The sequence below is a fragment of the Solicola gregarius genome, assembly GCF_025790165.1.
Taxonomy (GTDB): Bacteria; Actinomycetota; Actinomycetes; order Propionibacteriales; family Nocardioidaceae; genus Solicola; species Solicola gregarius.
This window is the reverse complement of the sequence record NZ_CP094970.1, coordinates 2,399,040-2,417,280: the sequence shown is the minus strand read 5'-3', so window position 1 is coordinate 2,417,280 and position 18,241 is coordinate 2,399,040. Positions and strand designations below refer to the sequence as shown.

Genomic DNA, 18,241 nt, shown 5'->3' with positions numbered 1-18,241 from the left:
CTTATGGCGCCGAGGTTGAACCTACGTGGTGTACGCCACACGGGGCAGACCACGCATGACCATTTCCTATGGCCCGAATGGGCCATAACTGTGTGTGACGCTCGTGATGCGACAAGGTCTCAGCCGTCGCGTACCCTCGTAGCCATGCCTTTGACTCGGAACGACACCGGGATGGGCGCGCTGCGAACGGTGTCGGTGATGGCGCTCGTGAGCGTCTTCTGTGGAGTACTCGTCGCCGGTCTGCTGATCCCGGTAGCGAGCCTGCTCGGCATGGGCTCGAACAGCCTCGCCGACGGCTTCAAGAGCCTCCCGCTCGCCCTCCGTGAGCAGCCGACTCCGGAGCGCACCGTCGTCAAGGACGTCCACGGCAACACCATCGCGTACTTCTACGAGCAGAACCGGCACAGCGTCCCGCTCAGCGATGTCGCACCGGTCATGCAGGACGCCATCCTCTCGATCGAGGACTACCGCTTCTACGAGCACGGCCCGATCGACGTGCAGGGCACCTTCCGTGCGTTCGTGAGCAACTCGATCGGCAACTCCGTCCAGGGCGGGTCGTCGATCACCCAGCAGCTGGTCAAGATGATCCTGGTGCAGCAGGCCGACACCAGGAAAGAGCGCCTCGCCGCGATCGACGACAGCTACGGCCGCAAGCTGCGTGAGCTCAAGTACGCGATGGCGTACGAGCAGAACCACACCAAGAAGGAAATCCTCGAGAGCTACCTGAACATCGCGTACTTCGGCGACGGCGCGTATGGCATCGACGCCGCCGCGCGGCACTACTTCTCCGTCGCACCCGCCGATCTGGACGCACGCCAGGCAGCGACGCTCGCCGGTCTGGTGAAGAACCCGGTCGCGTACGACCCCACGAAGTATCCGCAGGCCGCACTCACCCGGCGCAACACGGTGCTCGCCCGGATGGCCGAGCTCGACAAGCTCCAGGACTCGAAGGTCGACAAGCTGATCGGCCAGCCGCTGCTGCTCAAGCCGACCCAGTACAGCAACGGCTGCGTCAGCACCGACGCGCCGTTCTACTGCGACTACGTGCGCCGCTACCTGATGCAGGATCCGGAGTTCGGCGACACGCCGAAGGAGCGGGCCCGGGCGATCGACACCTCCGGCCTGACGATCGAGACGAACCTCGATCTGCGCTTCCAGCGCGCGACCGATCGTGCGGTCACCAGCACAGTCGGTGCTACCGACCAGGCGATCGGCGCGCAGGCGTCGGTCGAACCCGGCACCGGCGAGGTTCGGGCGCTTTCGCAGTCGCGGCCGATGGGCCGAAATACCAAGACCGGCCAGACATATATCAACTACACGGTTCCCAAGGACCTCGGCGGAGCGAACGGCTTCCAGGCGGGTTCGACGTTCAAGGCCTTTACGGCAGCTGCCGCTCTGAAGGCCGGATACCCGACGAGCACGTACTTCAATTCTCCGCAGAATCTCTATCAGCCTGCGGGCACGTACTACACCTGTGATGGCGGTGGCACGGGTTCCTGGCCAGTCAGCAACTCGACGGGCGCCGGCGGGTACCCGATGTCCGTTGCTCTGCCACAGTCGGTCAATACCTACTTCGCCCAGCTCGAAGCGCTCGTCGGCCTCTGCCCAACGATGAAGGCCGCGCGCAGCATGGGCATCGAGTTCGCCGATCGGTTCAGGGTGCCTTCATTCACGCTCGGCGTCGTCGATGTCAGCCCGCTCGATATGGCGGCCGCGTACGCGACTTTCCCGGCTCGGGGAAGGTACTGCGAGGCGCATCCCGTATCCCGGGTGCTCGACCGCGATGGCGAGGTCGTCAATAAGTACGACCCCGAATGCAAACGGGTGATGCCGAAGGCCGCGGCCGACTCGATGAACCAGATGCTCAGCTATGTCCAGTCACCGAGCGGTTTCGGAGCATCCTTACTGCTCGGTCAGTCGTCGGCCGCGAAGACCGGGACGACGACGGACAACAAGGCCGTCTGGTACATGGGCTACACGCCCAACCTCGTGACATCGTCGATGCTCGCCGGAGCGAACGATGACGGAACCCAGCGAACGCTCTCCGGCGTCACGCTGCGCGGCTCGTACATCGCCTTCGACCAGGTCGGCGGCAGCTCGCTGGCGGGACCGATGTGGTACAAGTCGATGAACATCATCCAGAAGTGGCTCCCCGACAAGGTGTTCCGCGCACCCGGCAGCCTTGGCTCCGCACCGGTCGACACCCCGTACGCGCCACCGCCCGAGACCGATAACGGCAACGGCGGCGGTAACAACGGCGGAGGCAACAACAACGGCGGCGGCAACAATAACGGCGGCGGCAACAATAACGGCGGCGGCAACGGCCCGCAGGGCGGGCTGCTGCAGAACCAGAACCACCGTCAGGGCTTCAGCGCCCTGGGCATCCCCGACCTCTGGTGACGGGTCGGCCCCCGCCGTCACGAGTCGGTGACGTCACCCACACGCAAGCTCGAGGACGCGATCGCGCCGTCGGACGAGCTCACGCCCGGCCGGGCTCTTGATCGACACCTTCGCGTAGACGCAGTCGATGCTCGGGAAGAACTGTCTCGGCAGGTGGCGTTTCGCTCGCCGACTGACGCGCGGCCGGCAGTTGTCGAACTCGGCGTCGCCGCAGAGCTTGATGGACATCCGGTGCCAACGGTGCCGGTAGACCGCGGACGAAAATGCCACGCACGTCGAGTTGAAGTCCCAGCTGAACTTTGCCCGCAGAAGGCCGACCTTCCTGCCGGACGAGCCGCGGATCGCATAGTTGCCGAAAACCTCGTACTTCGGACACTCGTACCGTATTTCTCGTGTCGTGCCATGAGCAGTAGATGCGCCGTCGGCACCTCCTGCGGGAACGGTCGCGAGAGCGACGGTCGCCGCCGAGAGAACGATCGAATGTCGCACCTCGACCTACGCCCCTAGCTGCTTCTTGACCTCGGCGGCGACGGCGGAGCCGTCCGCGCGGCCCTTGACCTGCGGCTGAACCACGCCCATCACCTTGCCCATTGCCCGCATGCCCTCACCGGCAGCGCCGGTCGACTCGATCGCATCGGTCACGATCGCCGTGACGTCGGCATCGGTGAGCGGCTGCGGAAGGTACTCCGCCAGGATCGCGGCCTCGTCGCGCTCCTTGGCGGCGAGCTCGCCTCGACCGGCGCCGTCGAACGCCTCCGCTGCCTCGCGGCGCTTCTTCTGCTCCTTGCCGAGTACGTCGAGCACCTCGGCGTCGGTGAGCTCCTTGGCCTGCTTGCCCGCGACCTCGGCGTTCGTGATCGCCGACAGCGTCATGCGCAGAGTCGATGAACGCAGCGAGTCGCGTGCCTTGATCGAAGTGGTCAGATCGTCGCGTAGTCGTTGCTTCAGCTCAGCCATGCCGCCAGTATCCACCACCGGCCGGTGGAGGTCAGTCGCTGCGGGGGACACCCGTCTCGCTGACTCCGCTGAACTCGTCGTCGGACGTCTCGATCTCGGCGCGGTGCTCGACGTCCGACTCGAACTCCTCGCGGGTCGGCTTCTCGACGACGTCGCCGTAAGCGAAACGCGACAGCCGCGCGCGTACCTTTGCCTTCCGAGACTGCGGCGCGCGTACGCCGTTGTCGTCGACGTCCTCCGGCATCCCCTCCACCTCTGGGCGCTCGTGCGCGGTCAGCTCGTACGCGCGCTCGCCCGACAATGCGGCGTGCCGCTCGGTGTATCCGCCGTCCGGCGAGCGCTCGATGATGCCGGTCTCGTACCCGTGGAGGACCTGTTCGGCATCGCGGCGCTGTAGTCCGATGCAGATCCGCTTGGTGACGAGGAAGGCGACCACCGGGCCGACGAACACCAGTATCCGTGCGGCCCAGGTGATCGCGAAGATGTCGAGGTGGAAGGTGACGGCGAGTACGTCGTTTCCGCCGGCCGCCCACAGGATGCCGTACCAGGTGATCCCGGCGACACCGAACGCCGTACGCGTGGGGTTGTTGCGCGGGCGTTCGAGTACGTGATGCGTCCGTCGGTCACCGGTGAGCCACTGCTCCACGAACGGATAGAGCGCGAGAACCGTGAACAGGATCCCGGGCACGATCACCGAGGGTACGAAAACGTTCCAGCTGAACGTCCAGCCGAAGATCGTCCACTCGGTGCCGGGCATGATCCGCAGGGCGCCCTCGAGCCAGCCCAGGTACCAGTCCGGCTGCGCGCCCGCGCTGACCTGCGACGGGTCGTACGGGCCGTAGTTCCAGATCGCGTTGATCTGGATGAGCGCACCCATCAGGGCCGTCACACCGAACACGATGAAGAAGAACCCCGACGTCTTCGCCACGTAGACCGGCAGGAACGGGTAGCCCACGACGTTCTTCTCCGTACGCCCCGGTCCGGCCCAGTGCGTGTGCTTGTGGAAGAAGGTCAGGATCAGGTGACCGCCGACCAGCGCGAGCAGCACCGCCGGCAGCAACAAGACATGCAGGATGTACAGCCGAGGGATCACCGCGTCGCCGGGGAACTCGCCGCCGAACAGGAAGAACTCGAGGTACGACCCGACGATCGGGATCGAGCGGACGATGCCGTCGGCGATGCGCAGCCCGGTTCCCGACAGCAGATCGTCGGGAAGCGAGTAGCCGGCAAAGCCCTCGAGCAGCCCGACCGCGAATAGTCCGACGCCGAGCAGCCAGTTCAGCTCGCGTGGCTTGCGGTACGCGCCGGTGAAGAACACCCGCAGCATGTGGATCAGCATCGCGGCGAGGAACAGCATCGCCGACCAGTGGTGGATCTGGCGCATCAGCAGGCCACCGCGGATGTCGAACGAGATGTTCAGGGTCGACTCGTACGCCGCGGACATCTCGACGCCACGCAGCGGCGCGTACGACCCGTCGTACACGGTCTCGGTTGCGCTCGGGTCGAACCACAGCGTCAGAAAGACGCCGGTCAGCAGCAGTACGACGAAGCTCCACAGCGCGATCTCGCCGAGCATGAACGACCAGTGGTCGGGGAAGACCTTGCGTATGAACGGCTTCAGGGCTCGCGCCCCGCCGGTCCGGTCTTCGAGCCAGGCGACGGGCCCACCCGCCTTCCTGCCGAAGCCACTCTCCTCTATCCGCGCGCCCTCGGCCCTGGGCGCACTACTGCTTTCGACGCTCATACCAATACAGACCGATCAGCGGCCGGTTTTGTGACATGGGTGTGACAGGCTGGGCGGGTGAAGCCGCTCACGAGGACCCTTGTCGGCGGCGCCGCGCTCGGCGTCGGCGCGCTCGCGTACTCGCTGGGCTACGAGCGGACGGCGTTCACGGTACGACGCGTCGACATACCGGTGCTGCCGCCGGGCGCGCGTCCGGTCAAGGTGTTGCACCTGTCCGATGTGCATCTGACTCCGGGGCAGCGCGCGAAGCAGCGGTGGATCCGCGAGCTGATCGACCTCGATCCCGACCTGGTCGTCAACACCGGCGACAACCTCGCGCACCTCGATTCGGTCGCGCCGGTGCTGTCGGCGTACCGAGATCTCCTCGACGTTCCCGGCGTCTTCGTTTTCGGCTCGAACGACTACTTCTCGCCCATCGCGAAGAACCCGTTGCGCTACCTGTGGCGACACAGCGGCGGGCGTACGCGCAGGGTCGCCGATCTGCCGTGGCGTGAGCTGCGGGACGCGTTCACCACCCGTGGCTGGCTGGATCTCGACAACGCCTCGGCGCGGCTCAAGGTCGGGGATCTCGAGCTGGCGTTCGCGGGCGTCGACGACCCGCATCTCGAGTACGACGATCTGGGCTCGATCGAGAGCCCCGCGCCGGCCGATGCCGACCTCGCGATCGGCGTCGCCCACGCCCCGTACCTGCGGGTGCTCGACGCGATGAACACCGCCGGCTACCCCGTCATCTTCGCCGGACACACCCATGGCGGACAGGTCCGTCTCCCGTACGCCGGTGCGCTCGTGACCAACTGCGATCTCGACCGCGCGCGCGCCCGCGGCCTCAATCTGCACGCGACCGACGGCAACGCCGCGTCGTGGCTACACGTCTCCGCGGGCCTCGGAACATCGCCGTTCGCACCGATCCGATTCTGCTGCCGACCCGAGGCGACCCTCGCCACCCTCACTCCGATAGACTCCCTGCGCTGGCGGCGCTAGAGCCGCTGACGGGCTGTGGCGCAGGTTGGTAGCGCGCGTCGTTCGGGACGACGAGGTCGCAGGTTCAAATCCTGTCAGCCCGACATAACAACGCGAACGGCCCAGGGCTCCGCCCTGGGCCGTTCGCGTTGTTGTCGGCCCTGACAGGATGCCGGGAGGAGGAGCGCACGGCGAGGTACGAGCCGGGCGCGACGACGGCTCCTGTCAGCCCGCCACCCATGTCGGATCCGCGGCGAGCTCCCGGAACTCGTTGACCAGTCGGGCGGTGTGGAACCCATCCGCCGCGGCGTGGTGCACCTGCACGGCCAGCGGGAGGAACGTACGCCCGGCACGCTCGGTGTAGCGGCCCAGAGTGAAGATCGGCAGGAAGTGCTCCGATGCGCCGTCGATCTGCAGGTTGAAGCCCGAGAACGCCGTCCACGGGATGCTCGAAACGTCGAAGCAGTTCGCCGGCGGTGGCCCCTGCGGGAACATCGAGGTTGCTCCTCTGTGGTCCGCGAGGGCCCGAACGGCGCGATCGTGGAAGCGGGCGAAGTCGGCGTCGTACGGCACCCAGCTGGCCGCGAAGGTCTCGCGATCGGGGTTGAAAACGGTGAACATCGGATGCACCACGTCCCAGACGGCGGGCTCGCCGGCATCGGTCAGGGTGAGGCGAAACTCGGCGTGCCGGTTCACCAGGCTCGCGAGTGCCCAGATCTGGGCGACGTACGTCTTGTGAGTGGACGCGCGAAGCGCCGCCGCGAACTCGGTGACGTCGACGTCGACGGTCATCGCATGGCTGCATGGCACCTGGTCGCGGTAGTGATCGAAGTGCTCTCGGCGTGGCCAGGTGTCGAGGTCGATCGGCCGGGCGGTCTCCATGAGCACCTAGCGTCTCAGACGCCTACCCGGAGCAGCCCCTGCCGGCCCCGGAACCGTAACTTGTGCGCTCTCTAGTTACGCTTATGCTACTAAGCATAACTAACAATTCGCCAAGGGACGGATGGTGCCGGCCATGACCCCGCCGCGAGATGTGCTGCCCTGGACCGCCACCGAGTATCGCGACGTTCCTTGGCGTACGAACCCGGACCAGCATGGACCCGATGGACGACGGCCCAGTTACAGGGACCGGACGCTGCGCTCGGTGACCGTCGAGGTGCCACCAAAGATCGCCCGAGCGCCCGTCGAACCATCACCCGAGCTCGTTGAGCGGTGTCGATACGTGGAGGCTGAGATCGCACGACTGGATGCGCAGTACGGCGCCCAGCTCGTGGGACTGTCGTCCTTTCTGGTGCGCTCAGAGAGCGTTGCGTCCTCTCGGATCGAACACGTCTACGCCGACCTCGACGACATCGCACGTGCCTCGATCTCGGAAGACGCATCGCGGGCTGCTCAGGCGACTGCCGCAGCCGCCAGCGCCATGTCGACGCTCATCCGCGACCAGGGCCCCGGCGAGCCCTTCAAGGAGACGAGCGTCCTCGAAGCCCACAGAGACCTGCTGGAAGATGATCTCCTCGAACGCCGATATGCCGGACAGTATCGCGACGTACAGAATTGGATCGGCGGCAGTGATTTCAGCCCGCGCAACGCCGTCCATCTTCCGCCTCCGGCGACTGAGGTCGCGCCGCTCATGGCCGACCTCACCTCATTCATGAACCGCGACGACATGCCGCCCGTTGCGCAAGCTGCCCTCGCACACGGCCAGTTCGAGGCGATCCATCCATTCCCCGACGGCAACGGCCGCATCGGACGAGGACTGATCGCTGCGATCCTGCGGCGGCGCGGCGTTGCTCGTCAGGTCGTCGTGCCAGTGGCCGCCACCATGCTGGCCGACGTCGACGCGTACTTCGACGCGCTGGTGGCTTACCGTCGCGGTGCCGCCGGCACGTTGGTCGCCTACCTTGCCACGGCCGCTGCCAATGCCACCGGCGAGGCATCCATCTCTGCGGAACGGCTAGGGGCGATGCCCCAGACATGGCGCGACCTCGTACGACCCCGTGCGAACTCGTCGGCAGCCAAGCTCATCGACGGCCTGGTCACGAACCCCGTCATCAACGCACCGGCCGCTCAGCGCATCACTGGTTCGGCCACTCCTCGCACCTACCAGGCTATCGAGAGGCTGAGCGAGGCCGGTGTCCTTCGCGAGATCACCGGACGCTCGCGAAGCCGCGTCTGGGTTGCCAGTGACGTGGTCACGGAGATCGGCGATCTCGACGAACGTATCGGGCGGCGAACCAGGCCCTCGAAACGCTGGGCGTAGAGACCGACTCAGTACGCCGCTCCGGCCGGCAGGTCGCGCTGCAGCTTCCCGAACCCGCTGCGGTGGAAGATCAGCGGCGGGCTCGCGGTGTCGTTGTCGACATGCTCGACCGTGTGCAGCTCCAGGAGCACCAGGATGTGGTCTCCGGCATCGACCTCGCGATAGATCGTGCAGTCGAACCGAACCAACCCGTCGTCGAGCGTCACGGCGCCTGCCTCGGTCACGAGGTACGGCACCTCGTCGAAGCGGCTTTCGACGGGGCCGGCGAGCTGTCGGCAGACCACATCCTGATGATCGGCGAGCACTGTGACACCCAGGTGGCTGGCCCGCCTCAGGTCCGGCCAGGTCTTCGACGTCACGGCCAGGTTGATGGAAACCAGCGGCGGGTCGAGGCTGACGGTGGTGAACGAGCTCGCCGCGAGCCCGACCGGCCCGCCGTCGAGATGGGCGGCGACCGCGACCACTCCCGTCGGAAAGAAGCCGAACGCCTGCCGGAGCCGGTTGGGGTCGAGGTCCTGGTTGGTGTTCAGAATGGTCACGCGTCCTGGCCTTTCAGACTTGCGCTGACGACGTCGGGGAGGTCGGGTCCGAGGCGCAACGACTCGAGGAAGAGCACGATCGTCGCCGCGACCGAGCGATGCGACAGGTCATTGAGCACGTCATGCCGTCCTCCGTCGACAAGCCGGACCCGCGCGTTCCGGGCGCCCGCGTACGACGCCGCGGCGGATGCCGCGGGCGTGACCGGATCCGCCGTGCCGTGGAGTGCGAGCACGGGCTTCTCGGACGCGGGTATCGCGGTCGAGGTCCATGGCAGCGGGTCGCTCAGTGCGCCACGGCCGAAGTCTGCGTCCTCGCCGATCACCTTCCGGTGAACCGGGCACGCGGTGCGCGCATCGACCTCGGCGTCCCATCCGTCCACGCCGACGGAGTCGGGCAGCGCCAAGCCGACGATGACGGCCGCGTCTGCCGCGACCTCGTCGAGCAGCGTCGCCGCCAGGGTCGCGCCGCTGTCGGCGCCGACGAGCACCTTCGGGTCCGGCAGCGACTCATCCGCGAGCAGCTTCTCGATCTCGGCCCGCGTGGCGTCGAGATCGTCGAGGTCGACGGTCGCGAGGCGTACGCGGTAGGCGTCGGCCGACATCCTCGCACCGAAGCGGCCGTACGACGCGGCGGTCTCCCCGCGACCCGGCAGGACGACCAGCGTGCCGCGCGGCGTACCGCCGACGGGTTCATTCCAAGCTTTGGCAGTCATCGTGATCTCCTTCAGTGCGCCCACGTCGAGGTGAACCAGTGGACGGCGCCGGTCTCGGGGTCGTACGAACGGCGCGGCAGCGTGCCGATGTCGGCGCCGTACACATGGATGCCGACGACCGGCTCGTCGCCGCCGCACCGAACCTGATGCACGTCGTCGTCGGTCGTGCAGCAGACGGTGACCTGACCGGCGGACCACTCGTCGGTGCCGGCTCCGACCAGCGGCACCTCAGGGGCAGCCGGCTTCACGAAGCGCGTCTCGACCTCGACGCCGCTGAAGATCCCGACGACCCCCCAGGTCTCGTGGCCGTGTACCGGCGTCCCCTGCCCGACGTTCCAGACCGCGCTGGCGATCGAGAACGACCCGTCGCCGGCGACGTGCAGCGGGTACATGACGTAGCGGCCGGGATCCGGTCGCGTCACGGCGGCCGGCAATGCGAACCCCGAGGCGAGGGTGTCCGTCAGCTCGGTCTGGATCGCCGCGGTGAGCGTACGTTCATCGAGCCCGCGGCCGACGAGCGTACGTACCTTCGCCGCGAACGCGGCAACTTCTGGGACGCTGCTCTCAACGGCGACGGTGTGCGGCCGGGTCATGCGTTCTCCTTCGCGAGGGTACGACCGGCGTAGCCGGCGATGCGGGTACGAAGCCCGGGCTCGGTGACGGTCCACTCCGCGCGTCGGTCGACCCGGAGGCTCATCTCGCCACCCACTCGTCGTACACGTCGGCGTCTGCGCCCAGTCGCGGCGCTCCTCGATCGAGACGCGGGTTCTCGCCTTCGATTCGCACCGGGAACACGATGGTCGGCGTCGACCCTGCGACCGGGACCTCGATCGGCTCCACGAGCCCCGTCGCGACGACGTGCGGATCGGCCAGCATCTCTCCGAACGTGTTGACCGGGCCGCACGGCACGCCCCGAGCACGGAGCTCGGCCAGCCAGTGCTCGCGCTTCTCGGCCGTGAACCGCTCCTGCAGCAGGGACTGCAGCTCGTACTGATGGCGTGCCCGGTCGACCTGGGTGACGAATCGCGGGTCGTCGACGAGCTCGGACACCCCGACGACCTCGGCCACCGCGGCCCACAGCCGGTCGTTGCCGGCCGCGACCGTGAAGTCTCCGTCTGCCGCAGAGAACGCCTGGTACGGAGCGTTGCGCGGATGCGCCGTACCGAGCCGGGCAGGTTCGCGGCCGGAACCCCAGTACTCACTGGTCTGCAGTGCCGAAACACCCAACAGGCAGTCGAGCATCGGGCAGTCGACATGTACGGACCGGCCGCGCTCGCGTACCTGAGGCAACAGCGCCGCGATCGTGTACGCGGCATAGAGTCCGGCGGTGAAGTCACCGACGGGTACGCCTGCCTTCGCCGGCGCGCCGTCCCGATCCCCCGTCACACTCATCAGCCCGGACATCCCCTGGATGACGACGTCGTAGGCGCCGTCGTCGACGTACGGGCTGTTGCGGCCGTAGCCCGAGATCGAGCAGTACACGAGGCCGTTGTGCCCGTCGCTGACGGCCGGGTAGCCGAGCCCGAGCCGGTCGAGCACACCCGGACGGTAGTTCTCGACCACGACGTCCGCGGCCGAGACCAACCCGCGTACCCGGTCGAGGTCCGTTGCGTCCTTGAGGTCCGCCACGACGGAACGCTTGTTGCGGTTGACCGATGCGAAGTTGTGGCTGAACCGCTCGTCCGCATCGGTGGCGAACGGCGGCCACGCGCGCATCTGGTCGCCGCCGGGCGGTTCGACCTTGACCACGTCCGCGCCGAGGTCCGCGAGCAGTTGTCCCGCGAACGGCCCGGCGGCGACATGGGCCAGCTCGACCACGCGTACTCCGTCCAGTGGCCGCACTGCTCAGACTGCCGTCTGTTCGGCGCGGGTGGAGGCCCGATGAGCGAGCTCCTCGCGTACCAACGGCAGCAGGTGGCGCCCGTAGTCGACCGCGTCCTGTAGCGGGTCGTACCCGCGGATGAGCACCGTGTCGACACCGATCTCGACGTAGTCGAGGATCGCGGCGGCGACGGTCTCCGGAGAACCGACCAGTGCCGTGGAGTTTCCGCCGCCGCCCACCGCGGAGGTCGTCGGAGTCCACAGACAGCGATCATGCACGTCGCCCTGCTCCGCGACGGCGAGCAGGCGTTGTGAGCCTGCGTTCTGTGGCGCCTCACCGCGCGGGTGGAGATTGCCGATCCGGTCCTTGAACTGCTCGCCGACGCTGCCGTTCAAGGTGTCGAGGATGCCGTGCGCTCGCTCCCACGCCGCGTCGTCCGTTGCGCCGAGGATCGGCCGGAACGACACGGAGATGCGTGGCCTGCTCGGCCGACCGGCGGCGACGGCCTTCTGCTCGATGGTCTCGATCTGCTCACCCGTCTGCCGCAATGGCTCGCCCCAGAGCATGTACGTGTCGGCATGCTTGGAGCCCACGACGTACGCGGCCGGTGAGCTGCCGCCGAAGAAGAGCTCGAGATGCCGCCCCTGGTAGGGAAAGACCTTCGGGGAGAAGCCCTCGAACCGGAAGTACGTTCCGTCGAAGTCACGAGGGCCGGGGCTGTCCCACGCATCGCGGAGGATCTGCAGATACTCGTCGGTCCGGGCGTACCGCTCGTCGTGGGGTACGTAGTCGCCTTCGCGACGCTGCTCCACGTCGGTGCTGCCGGTGACGATGTTGAGCGCCACCCGCCCGCTGCTGAACTGGTCGAGCGTGGTGAACGTCCGCGCCGCAAGGGCCGGGTGCATGACGCCCGGCCGGTGGGCGACGAGCAGGCCGAGGCGCTCGGTGTGCGCGGCCGCGAACGCCGCGACCTGCGCGCCCTCCGCCCAGCCCGAGCCATAGCCGATGAGGACCCGGTCGAAACCGCCGTCCTCATGGGCACGCGCGAAGCGGGCGGTGTAGTCCGGATCGACCACGGGACCGCTGCCCGGGCGGATCTCGGAGGTTTCGGCGGTGCCGATCATGCCGAGGATCTCGACGTTGTCGTAGCGGTCGCGGTGACTCGCGTGACGGCTCATGGTGTCTCCGTTTCTCGTCCGGCAGGTGCCGGTCGGTCGGTCGCCTGGTTGGCGATGATGCTGATGGACTGGGTGCTCACGCGGACTCCGAGGCAACGTCGTACGCGCCGACGCGGTCACGCCAGCTCACGGCGACGTGGCATGCCGCCTGCCGTTCGGGCGTACGAGGAACCGGGGTGAGCTCGGGCTGGTCGACGCAGGCGTCGTGCGCGAACCTGCATCGCGGGGCGAACACGCATCCGCTGTCGGCCGCCCATGGGCGCGTCCCCGACTCCGGCAACAGCTGATCGGGACGCAACTGGTCCGCTTGGGCGAGGCTCGGAGCCGAGGCCGCGAGCAGAGCGGTGTACGGGTGGGCCGGTCGTTCCAGCGTCGTACGAATCGGGCCGTGCTCGACGATCCTGCCGCGATAGAAGACCGCGACCCGGTCGGCGATTCCGGCGAGCGAGCTGAGGTCGTGGGCAATGACCACGATGGCCAGGTCGAGCTCCGATCGGAGCCGGTCGAGGAGGTTGAGTACGAGGTTGCGATTGGATACGTCGAGCGCGGACACCGGCTCGTCGCAGATGAGCAAGCGCGGCCGGGTAGAGATCGCACGGGCCAGCGAGACGCGCTGGCGTTGTCCACCGGACAGCTCCCGAGGCCGACGGCCGAGGACGCCGTCCGGTTCGAGCCCGACCATCCGGAGTGACTCGGCGACCCGTTCGACACGTTCGCCGCGAGGCAGCGCACCCGCGATGTCGAGCGGTTCCCGAACGAGATCGGCAACGGTCAGGTCCGGGTCGAGCGAGCGAAGCGGATCCTGGAACACCAGCTGCACCTGACCCGACCGTCGGAAGCGGCGAAGGGCCCGGCCACGCAGCCGACCGATGTCGGTACCGGCGAACTCGATCTGTCCGGCCGCGGGCGGGACGAGGCCGACGGTTGCGCGGGCGAGCGTGGTCTTGCCGGAGCCGGTCTCGCCGACGATGCCGATGATGGTGCCGGCTTCGACCTCCAGATCGGCGTCCGACAGCGCGGCCCCGGTGCCGAGGCTGGTCGCCTTCTTCGGCGGCGCGTACGAGACCGACAGGCCGCGAACGCGCAGCAACGGCGAGGATCTGGGCGGAGTCCGCGTATCGACGGGTACGTCGTGGGTCGCGGTCATGCCGACACCTCCCGGCCGGTCCCGACGGCGCGGCGTTCGGCGATGCTCGCGTGCAGCACGCACCGCACTGAGCGGACCTCGTCGACCTCGGTCAGCGGGACCGGACCGGCCAGACACTCCGCCGAGGCGTACGCACAGCGCGGAGCGAACCGGCAGCCGGGCATCCGCTCGCCGGCGGCAGGCGGTTGGCCCGAGATCACCTCGAGCCTGCGGCGTCTCCAGTCACCGATCGTCGCGACGCCCATCAACGCTTGTGTGTAAGGGTGTTGGGGATTGCCGAGCACTTCGTCGACGGGCCCTTCCTCGACGATCTGCCCGCCGTACATGACGAGGATGCGTTCGCAGGTCTCTGCGACGACGGCGAGGTCGTGGCTCACCAGCAACAGCGAGAGTCCGTGCGATTCGCGCAATCGCTGCAGCAGCCGGAGGATCTCGGCCTGGATGACCACGTCGAGGGCGGTGGTGGCCTCGTCGGCGATGAGCAGCTCGGGCTCGCAGGAGATCGCGATGGCGATCAAGACCCGCTGCAGCATTCCTCCCGACAGCTGGTGCGGATAGCGGTGGAAGACACCGGCCGGGTCGTGCAGGCCGACCTCGGCGAACAGCTCGATCGCACGCTGCCGGGACTCCCCGCGGGACGACCCGCGCTTCACCCGCAGCTGCTCGGTGAGCTGGTGCCCGACGGTCAGCGACGGGTTGAGGTACGACGCCGGGTCCTGGAACACAGCGCCCAGGCGTACGCCCCGCACGCGGTCCCAGGTCGCGCGCCGAGCTCCCGTCAGCTCGAGCGCGTCCCTGCCGTCGCCGAGAACGATCCGGCCGCTGTCGACCTCGCCGGACTCGGGTAGTAGGCCGAGTACCGCCCGACAGGTGAGTGTCTTGCCGCTGCCCGACTCCCCGACCAGTCCGACAGCCTCACCGCGTGCGACCGCGAACGAGACATCCTGAACCGCCACCAGGTGGTCGCCGACCGAAACCTGCAGGCCTTCGACCTCGAGGGTGCGCTCACGCCTTGACGACATCGTTCTGCTCCTTCGGTTGGATCGACACGGGTGTCTGGCGCGACCGGCGTCGCCGGAGCGTCGACGCTCCGGCGACGTCGCGGATGACGTCGGCGAGCAGGTTGAGGGAGCCGACGGTGGCCATCATCGGGATCGCCGGGAAGACCGGCGCCCACGGTTGCTGAGCGAGGAAGCCGAGATCGGAGGCGAGCATGCCGCCCCAGGTGGGTGCCGGCGGCGTGACGCCGAGACCGAGGAAGGACAGGGATGCGACGACGAGCAGAGCCGCCCCGGTCGCCTGCGCCAACGCGACCGCCACGTTCGGTAGCACCTTGGCCCAGATGTGCTTTCGCAGCGTCCACCACTCGGTCGCGCCCATCAGCTCGGCGGCCTCGACGTACTGCTCCTTTCGCAGCCCGATCGCCACCGACCTGGTGACCCGGAAGAAGATCGGGCTGATCAGCACCCCGATCGCGATCATGGCCTGCTGGAGCCCATTGCCCAGCGTGCCCGCCACCGCGATCGCGAAGACCGTGAACGGCAGGATCACCAAGGTGTCGCTGACGCGGAGCGTGATCCACTCGAGTCGTGGTCCGAGCCACGCCGAGGCGAGCCCGGAGGGTACGCCGAGGACCGCGCCGATGAGCACCGCCTCGACCGCACCGACGACCGACAGGCGAGCGCCGGCCATCACCCGGCTCAGCACGTCGCGGCCGACGTAGTCGGTGCCGAGAAGGTGTTCGGCGCTCGGTCCCTGTAGGACGTCGTCGGTGTACTGGTGGAGCGGGTCGTGCGGCGCCAGAGCTTCGCCGAAGATCGTCAGGAATCCCACCGCCACCAGGACCAGCAGCGCGACTCGTGCGCTCGGTATCCGCCACAGCGCTCGCAGCGTGGTCATCGGCCAGCTCCCGTCGTACGCTCGCCGCGCCGGGCGACCGGGTTGAGCACCAGCTGCAGCACGTTGATCACGAGGCTCGCCGCCACCACGATGACCGCGGTCACCATCAGCGTCCCCAACACGACCGGCACGTCGCCCTTCTCGGCCGCCTGCAACGCGAGCTGGGCGACTCCAGGTAGTCCGAACAGCTTCTCGGTCATCACGGCGCCCCCGATGATCAGCGGGATCGCGAGTCCGATCACCGCGAGGGTCGGCCCGGCGGCGTTGCGCAGTACGTGCCCGAACAGCACGCGCCGACGGCCGAAGCCCCGCATCTGCGCACCAACCGCATAGTTCTCATGCAGCTGACCGATCAGGGACGTACGAAGCTGACGTGCGATCGACGCGGCGACGTCGAGGCTGAGGGCGAGCGCGGGCAGGATGGCGAAACGCAACCACTGCAGTGGATCGACGTTTATCGGCACGTACCCACCCGCGGGAAGAGCCTGCAGCTTGACCGCGAAGATCACGATCAGCCCTATGCCGATGATGAACGGCGGGAGCGTACCGAGCACGGAGCAGACGAGCGTGACAGCCCGGTCGAAGGCCCCGCCGTTGCTCAGCGCGGCACCGATGCCGGCTCCGCCGCCGATCAGGATGGCCAGTGCGAGCGCCAGCGCGGCGATCGACAGGTCGACCGGGAGTGCGGTCTTGATGCTGTCGGTCACCGGGATCGTCGTGAACCACGATCGGCCCAGGTCGCCACGGAGGGCGTCGCCTACCCAGTCGAAGTACTGCACGACCAGCGGCCGGTCCAGCCCGAACTCGTGGTTGAGCCGTTCGATGTCCTCCGGTGTCGCGGTCTCGCCGAGCGCGGCGGCCGCCGGGTTACTGTCGCTCAGCGCGCCGAGCGCGAACGTGATGACCGAGGCCAGGAAGAGAACGGTGGCGGTGATCACGAGCACACCGGCCGCCGACCTCAGCAAGGGAATTGCCTGGTTGAACCGCGCACCCGCCCGGCGGACGTACGACTGCGGCACACGTGAGCCGGCGGTCGTGGACGCGACGCTCACGAAGCGCTCACTCCCTCGAATCGCATCAGGCTCGGCAGGCCGGGGAGATCCGAGACGTTGTTGCGGGCCACGATCGCGGGAGCGAGGTACAAGAACGTGTTCGGGAAGGTCGTCACCGCGATCTTGGTCGCCTCCTGAAGAAGCGCGGGGTACTCGTCCGCGTCGGTCGGGGTCTCCTTTACCTTCTTCAGCTGTGCCACCAGCTTCGGGTTGCTCGCGCGATCGGGATTCATCAGCCCCTCGGCGCCGAACAGCACCTGGAACGCCTGCACCGGCGACTCGCGTCCGGCGAACCCGTCGTACGTGAGCGCTCTGGAGTGCTCGATGTAGACGAGCTGGGTGTGCTGCGTCGACGGAATGGTCTCGATGGTCGCGTCGAATCCGACCTCGTTGAGCTGTGACTGGATCTGCTCGACCGCCGCGTCGGCCAGGCCGGAGTTGGTGAGCACCGCGGGCACGGGCAAGGTGACGCCAGCATCGCTGAGCAGCGTTCGCGCCTTCTCCGGGTCGTAGGCGTAGAGGTCGGCGAGGTCGGGATTGTAGCCGACGTACCCGGGCGGGAACGGCTGATAGTTGACGTCCCCGACACCGAAGTTGGCGACCTTCTTGATCTTCTCGCGGTCGATCGCGTACTTGAGCGCCTCGACGACGGCGGGGTCCTTGAACGGCTCCATGCCGGCGTGTACGTCGAGGCAGTTGACGTACATCGATTCGATGACCTGTACGTCGAGGCCTGCGTCCTCGGCCTGCTGCACCTGCGCGCCCGCAAGGCGGGCCACGTTGTACTGGCCGGACTGCACCGACGCCACGACGGTCGCCGGGTCGGCCTGCGGGTAGAGCTCGAACGCCGACACCTTGATCTCGTCGGCCGCGAAGAAGTTGGTGTTCTTCTTCATCGTCGCGTGGTCGTTCTGGGTGTACGCGGTCACGGCGAACGGCCCCGACCCCGCGGGTTGCGTCGCCAATGAGTCGACATCGTCCTGGAAGGCGGCGGGGTTGACGACCATCCCGGTCTTACCGGCGAACAGCAGCGGATACTGATAGTCGATCTCGCTCAGCTCGACGACGACATCGCGCGCTCCCGAGGCGGAGACCCGCTTGATCGTCGTCATCTGCGGAGCGATCAGCGAACCGTCCTGGGTACGACCGCGCTCGATCGACTTGACGACGGCGGCAGCGTCGAGCGGGCTGCCGTCGCTGAACTTCAGTCCGGGCCGCAACGTGAATGTCACCTTCGTGCCCGACTTGTCGTACGCCCACGACTCGGCAAGCCACGGTACGGCGTTGCCCTGCCGATCGAGCGCCGTGATCGGGTCGTACACGAGAGCCAGCATCTGTACGTCCGAGCCCGCCGACGAGGTGACCGGGTCCCACGTGGTGGGCAGCTGCCAGGCCCACTTGATCGTGCCCCCGCTCGTACCGACGCCGGTCGACGTCCCGCCGCACGCCTCGAGGGCGAGGAGCATGCCGGCCCCGAGGCTGAGGCCCAGGAATCCGCGGCGGCTGAGGTTCGCGGGTGATCGGGTGGAGCGCGCGGGCGTCGCCATGGCGCGTCTGCCTTTCGTCGGTT

General features: G+C 67.9%; 17 protein-coding genes and 1 tRNA gene. 4 read left to right on the top strand and 14 right to left on the bottom strand.

Annotated elements, in window-relative coordinates; genetic code table 11:
- The first annotated feature begins 144 nt into the window (after positions 1-144).
- A complete protein-coding gene (locus L0C25_RS12025) occupies positions 145-2,400 on the top strand; it encodes a transglycosylase domain-containing protein (protein WP_271636727.1) in 2,256 nt (751 codons plus the stop codon).
- A gap of 33 nt (positions 2,401-2,433) precedes the next feature.
- Here L0C25_RS12025 and L0C25_RS12020 read toward each other — a convergent pair whose 3' ends face one another.
- From L0C25_RS12020 to qcrB, 3 genes are all read right to left on the bottom strand, one after another.
- Positions 2,434-2,628 (bottom strand): hypothetical protein, encoded by a 195-nt coding sequence (locus L0C25_RS12020; protein WP_271636726.1) that lies wholly within the window; start codon positions 2,626-2,628, stop codon positions 2,434-2,436.
- A 267-nt stretch (positions 2,629-2,895) separates the two neighbouring features.
- Entirely contained in the window at positions 2,896-3,357 is a 462-nt protein-coding gene (locus L0C25_RS12015) for a GatB/YqeY domain-containing protein (RefSeq protein WP_271636725.1), read from the bottom strand.
- A 31-nt stretch (positions 3,358-3,388) separates the two neighbouring features.
- Positions 3,389-5,101, bottom strand: coding sequence for a cytochrome bc1 complex cytochrome b subunit (gene qcrB / locus L0C25_RS12010; protein WP_271636724.1), 1,713 nt, complete (start codon positions 5,099-5,101; stop codon positions 3,389-3,391).
- A gap of 57 nt (positions 5,102-5,158) precedes the next feature.
- On the opposite strand from qcrB, the gene L0C25_RS12005 reads away from it, so the two are divergent.
- On the top strand, positions 5,159-6,082 hold the full coding sequence (locus L0C25_RS12005) for a metallophosphoesterase (RefSeq protein WP_271636723.1): 924 nt from the start codon (positions 5,159-5,161) through the stop codon (positions 6,080-6,082).
- 9 nt (positions 6,083-6,091) lie between these two features.
- A tRNA-Pro gene (locus L0C25_RS12000) sits at positions 6,092-6,165 on the top strand.
- Between the two features lie 121 nt (positions 6,166-6,286).
- On the opposite strand, the gene L0C25_RS11995 is transcribed toward L0C25_RS12000, so the two are convergent.
- Positions 6,287-6,943, bottom strand: a complete 657-nt coding sequence (locus L0C25_RS11995; RefSeq protein ID WP_271636722.1) for a CatA-like O-acetyltransferase — start codon at positions 6,941-6,943, stop codon at positions 6,287-6,289.
- A gap of 262 nt (positions 6,944-7,205) precedes the next feature.
- Between L0C25_RS11995 and L0C25_RS11990 the strand changes: the two genes are divergently transcribed.
- On the top strand, positions 7,206-8,321 hold the full coding sequence (locus tag L0C25_RS11990; protein WP_271636721.1) for a Fic family protein: 1,116 nt from the start codon (positions 7,206-7,208) through the stop codon (positions 8,319-8,321).
- Between the two features lie 8 nt (positions 8,322-8,329).
- On the opposite strand, the gene L0C25_RS11985 is transcribed toward L0C25_RS11990, so the two are convergent.
- From L0C25_RS11985 to L0C25_RS11940, 10 genes are all read right to left on the bottom strand, one after another.
- Positions 8,330-8,860, bottom strand: coding sequence for a flavin reductase family protein (locus tag L0C25_RS11985; RefSeq protein WP_271636720.1), 531 nt, complete (start codon positions 8,858-8,860; stop codon positions 8,330-8,332).
- Positions 8,857-9,573 (bottom strand): alpha/beta hydrolase, encoded by a 717-nt coding sequence (locus tag L0C25_RS11980; protein ID WP_271636719.1) that lies wholly within the window; start codon positions 9,571-9,573, stop codon positions 8,857-8,859. The genes L0C25_RS11985 and L0C25_RS11980 overlap by 4 nt, the downstream gene beginning before the upstream one ends.
- Before the next feature lie 11 nt (positions 9,574-9,584).
- Positions 9,585-10,166, bottom strand: coding sequence for a cysteine dioxygenase family protein (locus tag L0C25_RS11975; RefSeq protein WP_271636718.1), 582 nt, complete (start codon positions 10,164-10,166; stop codon positions 9,585-9,587).
- A 100-nt stretch (positions 10,167-10,266) separates the two neighbouring features.
- The gene (locus L0C25_RS11970; protein ID WP_271636717.1) at positions 10,267-11,415 is read right to left on the bottom strand and encodes a CaiB/BaiF CoA transferase family protein; all 1,149 of its coding nucleotides are present in this window, start codon (positions 11,413-11,415) and stop codon (positions 10,267-10,269) included.
- 3 nt (positions 11,416-11,418) lie between these two features.
- Positions 11,419-12,573, bottom strand: a complete 1,155-nt coding sequence (locus L0C25_RS11965) for an LLM class flavin-dependent oxidoreductase (RefSeq protein WP_271636716.1) — start codon at positions 12,571-12,573, stop codon at positions 11,419-11,421.
- Positions 12,574-12,649: 76 nt separating this feature from the next.
- Positions 12,650-13,720, bottom strand: coding sequence for an ABC transporter ATP-binding protein (locus L0C25_RS11960; RefSeq protein ID WP_271636715.1), 1,071 nt, complete (start codon positions 13,718-13,720; stop codon positions 12,650-12,652).
- Positions 13,717-14,742, bottom strand: coding sequence for an ABC transporter ATP-binding protein (locus tag L0C25_RS11955; protein WP_271636714.1), 1,026 nt, complete (start codon positions 14,740-14,742; stop codon positions 13,717-13,719). The genes L0C25_RS11960 and L0C25_RS11955 overlap by 4 nt, the downstream gene beginning before the upstream one ends.
- Positions 14,726-15,619 carry an ABC transporter permease gene (locus tag L0C25_RS11950; RefSeq protein ID WP_271636713.1) on the bottom strand — a complete coding sequence of 298 codons (894 nt, stop codon included), beginning with the start codon at positions 15,617-15,619 and terminating at the stop codon, positions 14,726-14,728. Before L0C25_RS11950 ends, L0C25_RS11955 begins: the two co-directional genes overlap by 17 nt.
- Positions 15,616-16,671, bottom strand: a complete 1,056-nt coding sequence (locus tag L0C25_RS11945; protein ID WP_271636712.1) for an ABC transporter permease — start codon at positions 16,669-16,671, stop codon at positions 15,616-15,618. Before L0C25_RS11945 ends, L0C25_RS11950 begins: the two co-directional genes overlap by 4 nt.
- The gene (locus tag L0C25_RS11940) at positions 16,668-18,218 is read right to left on the bottom strand and encodes an ABC transporter substrate-binding protein (RefSeq protein WP_271636711.1); all 1,551 of its coding nucleotides are present in this window, start codon (positions 18,216-18,218) and stop codon (positions 16,668-16,670) included. Before L0C25_RS11940 ends, L0C25_RS11945 begins: the two co-directional genes overlap by 4 nt.
- Positions 18,219-18,241: the final 23 nt, after the last annotated feature.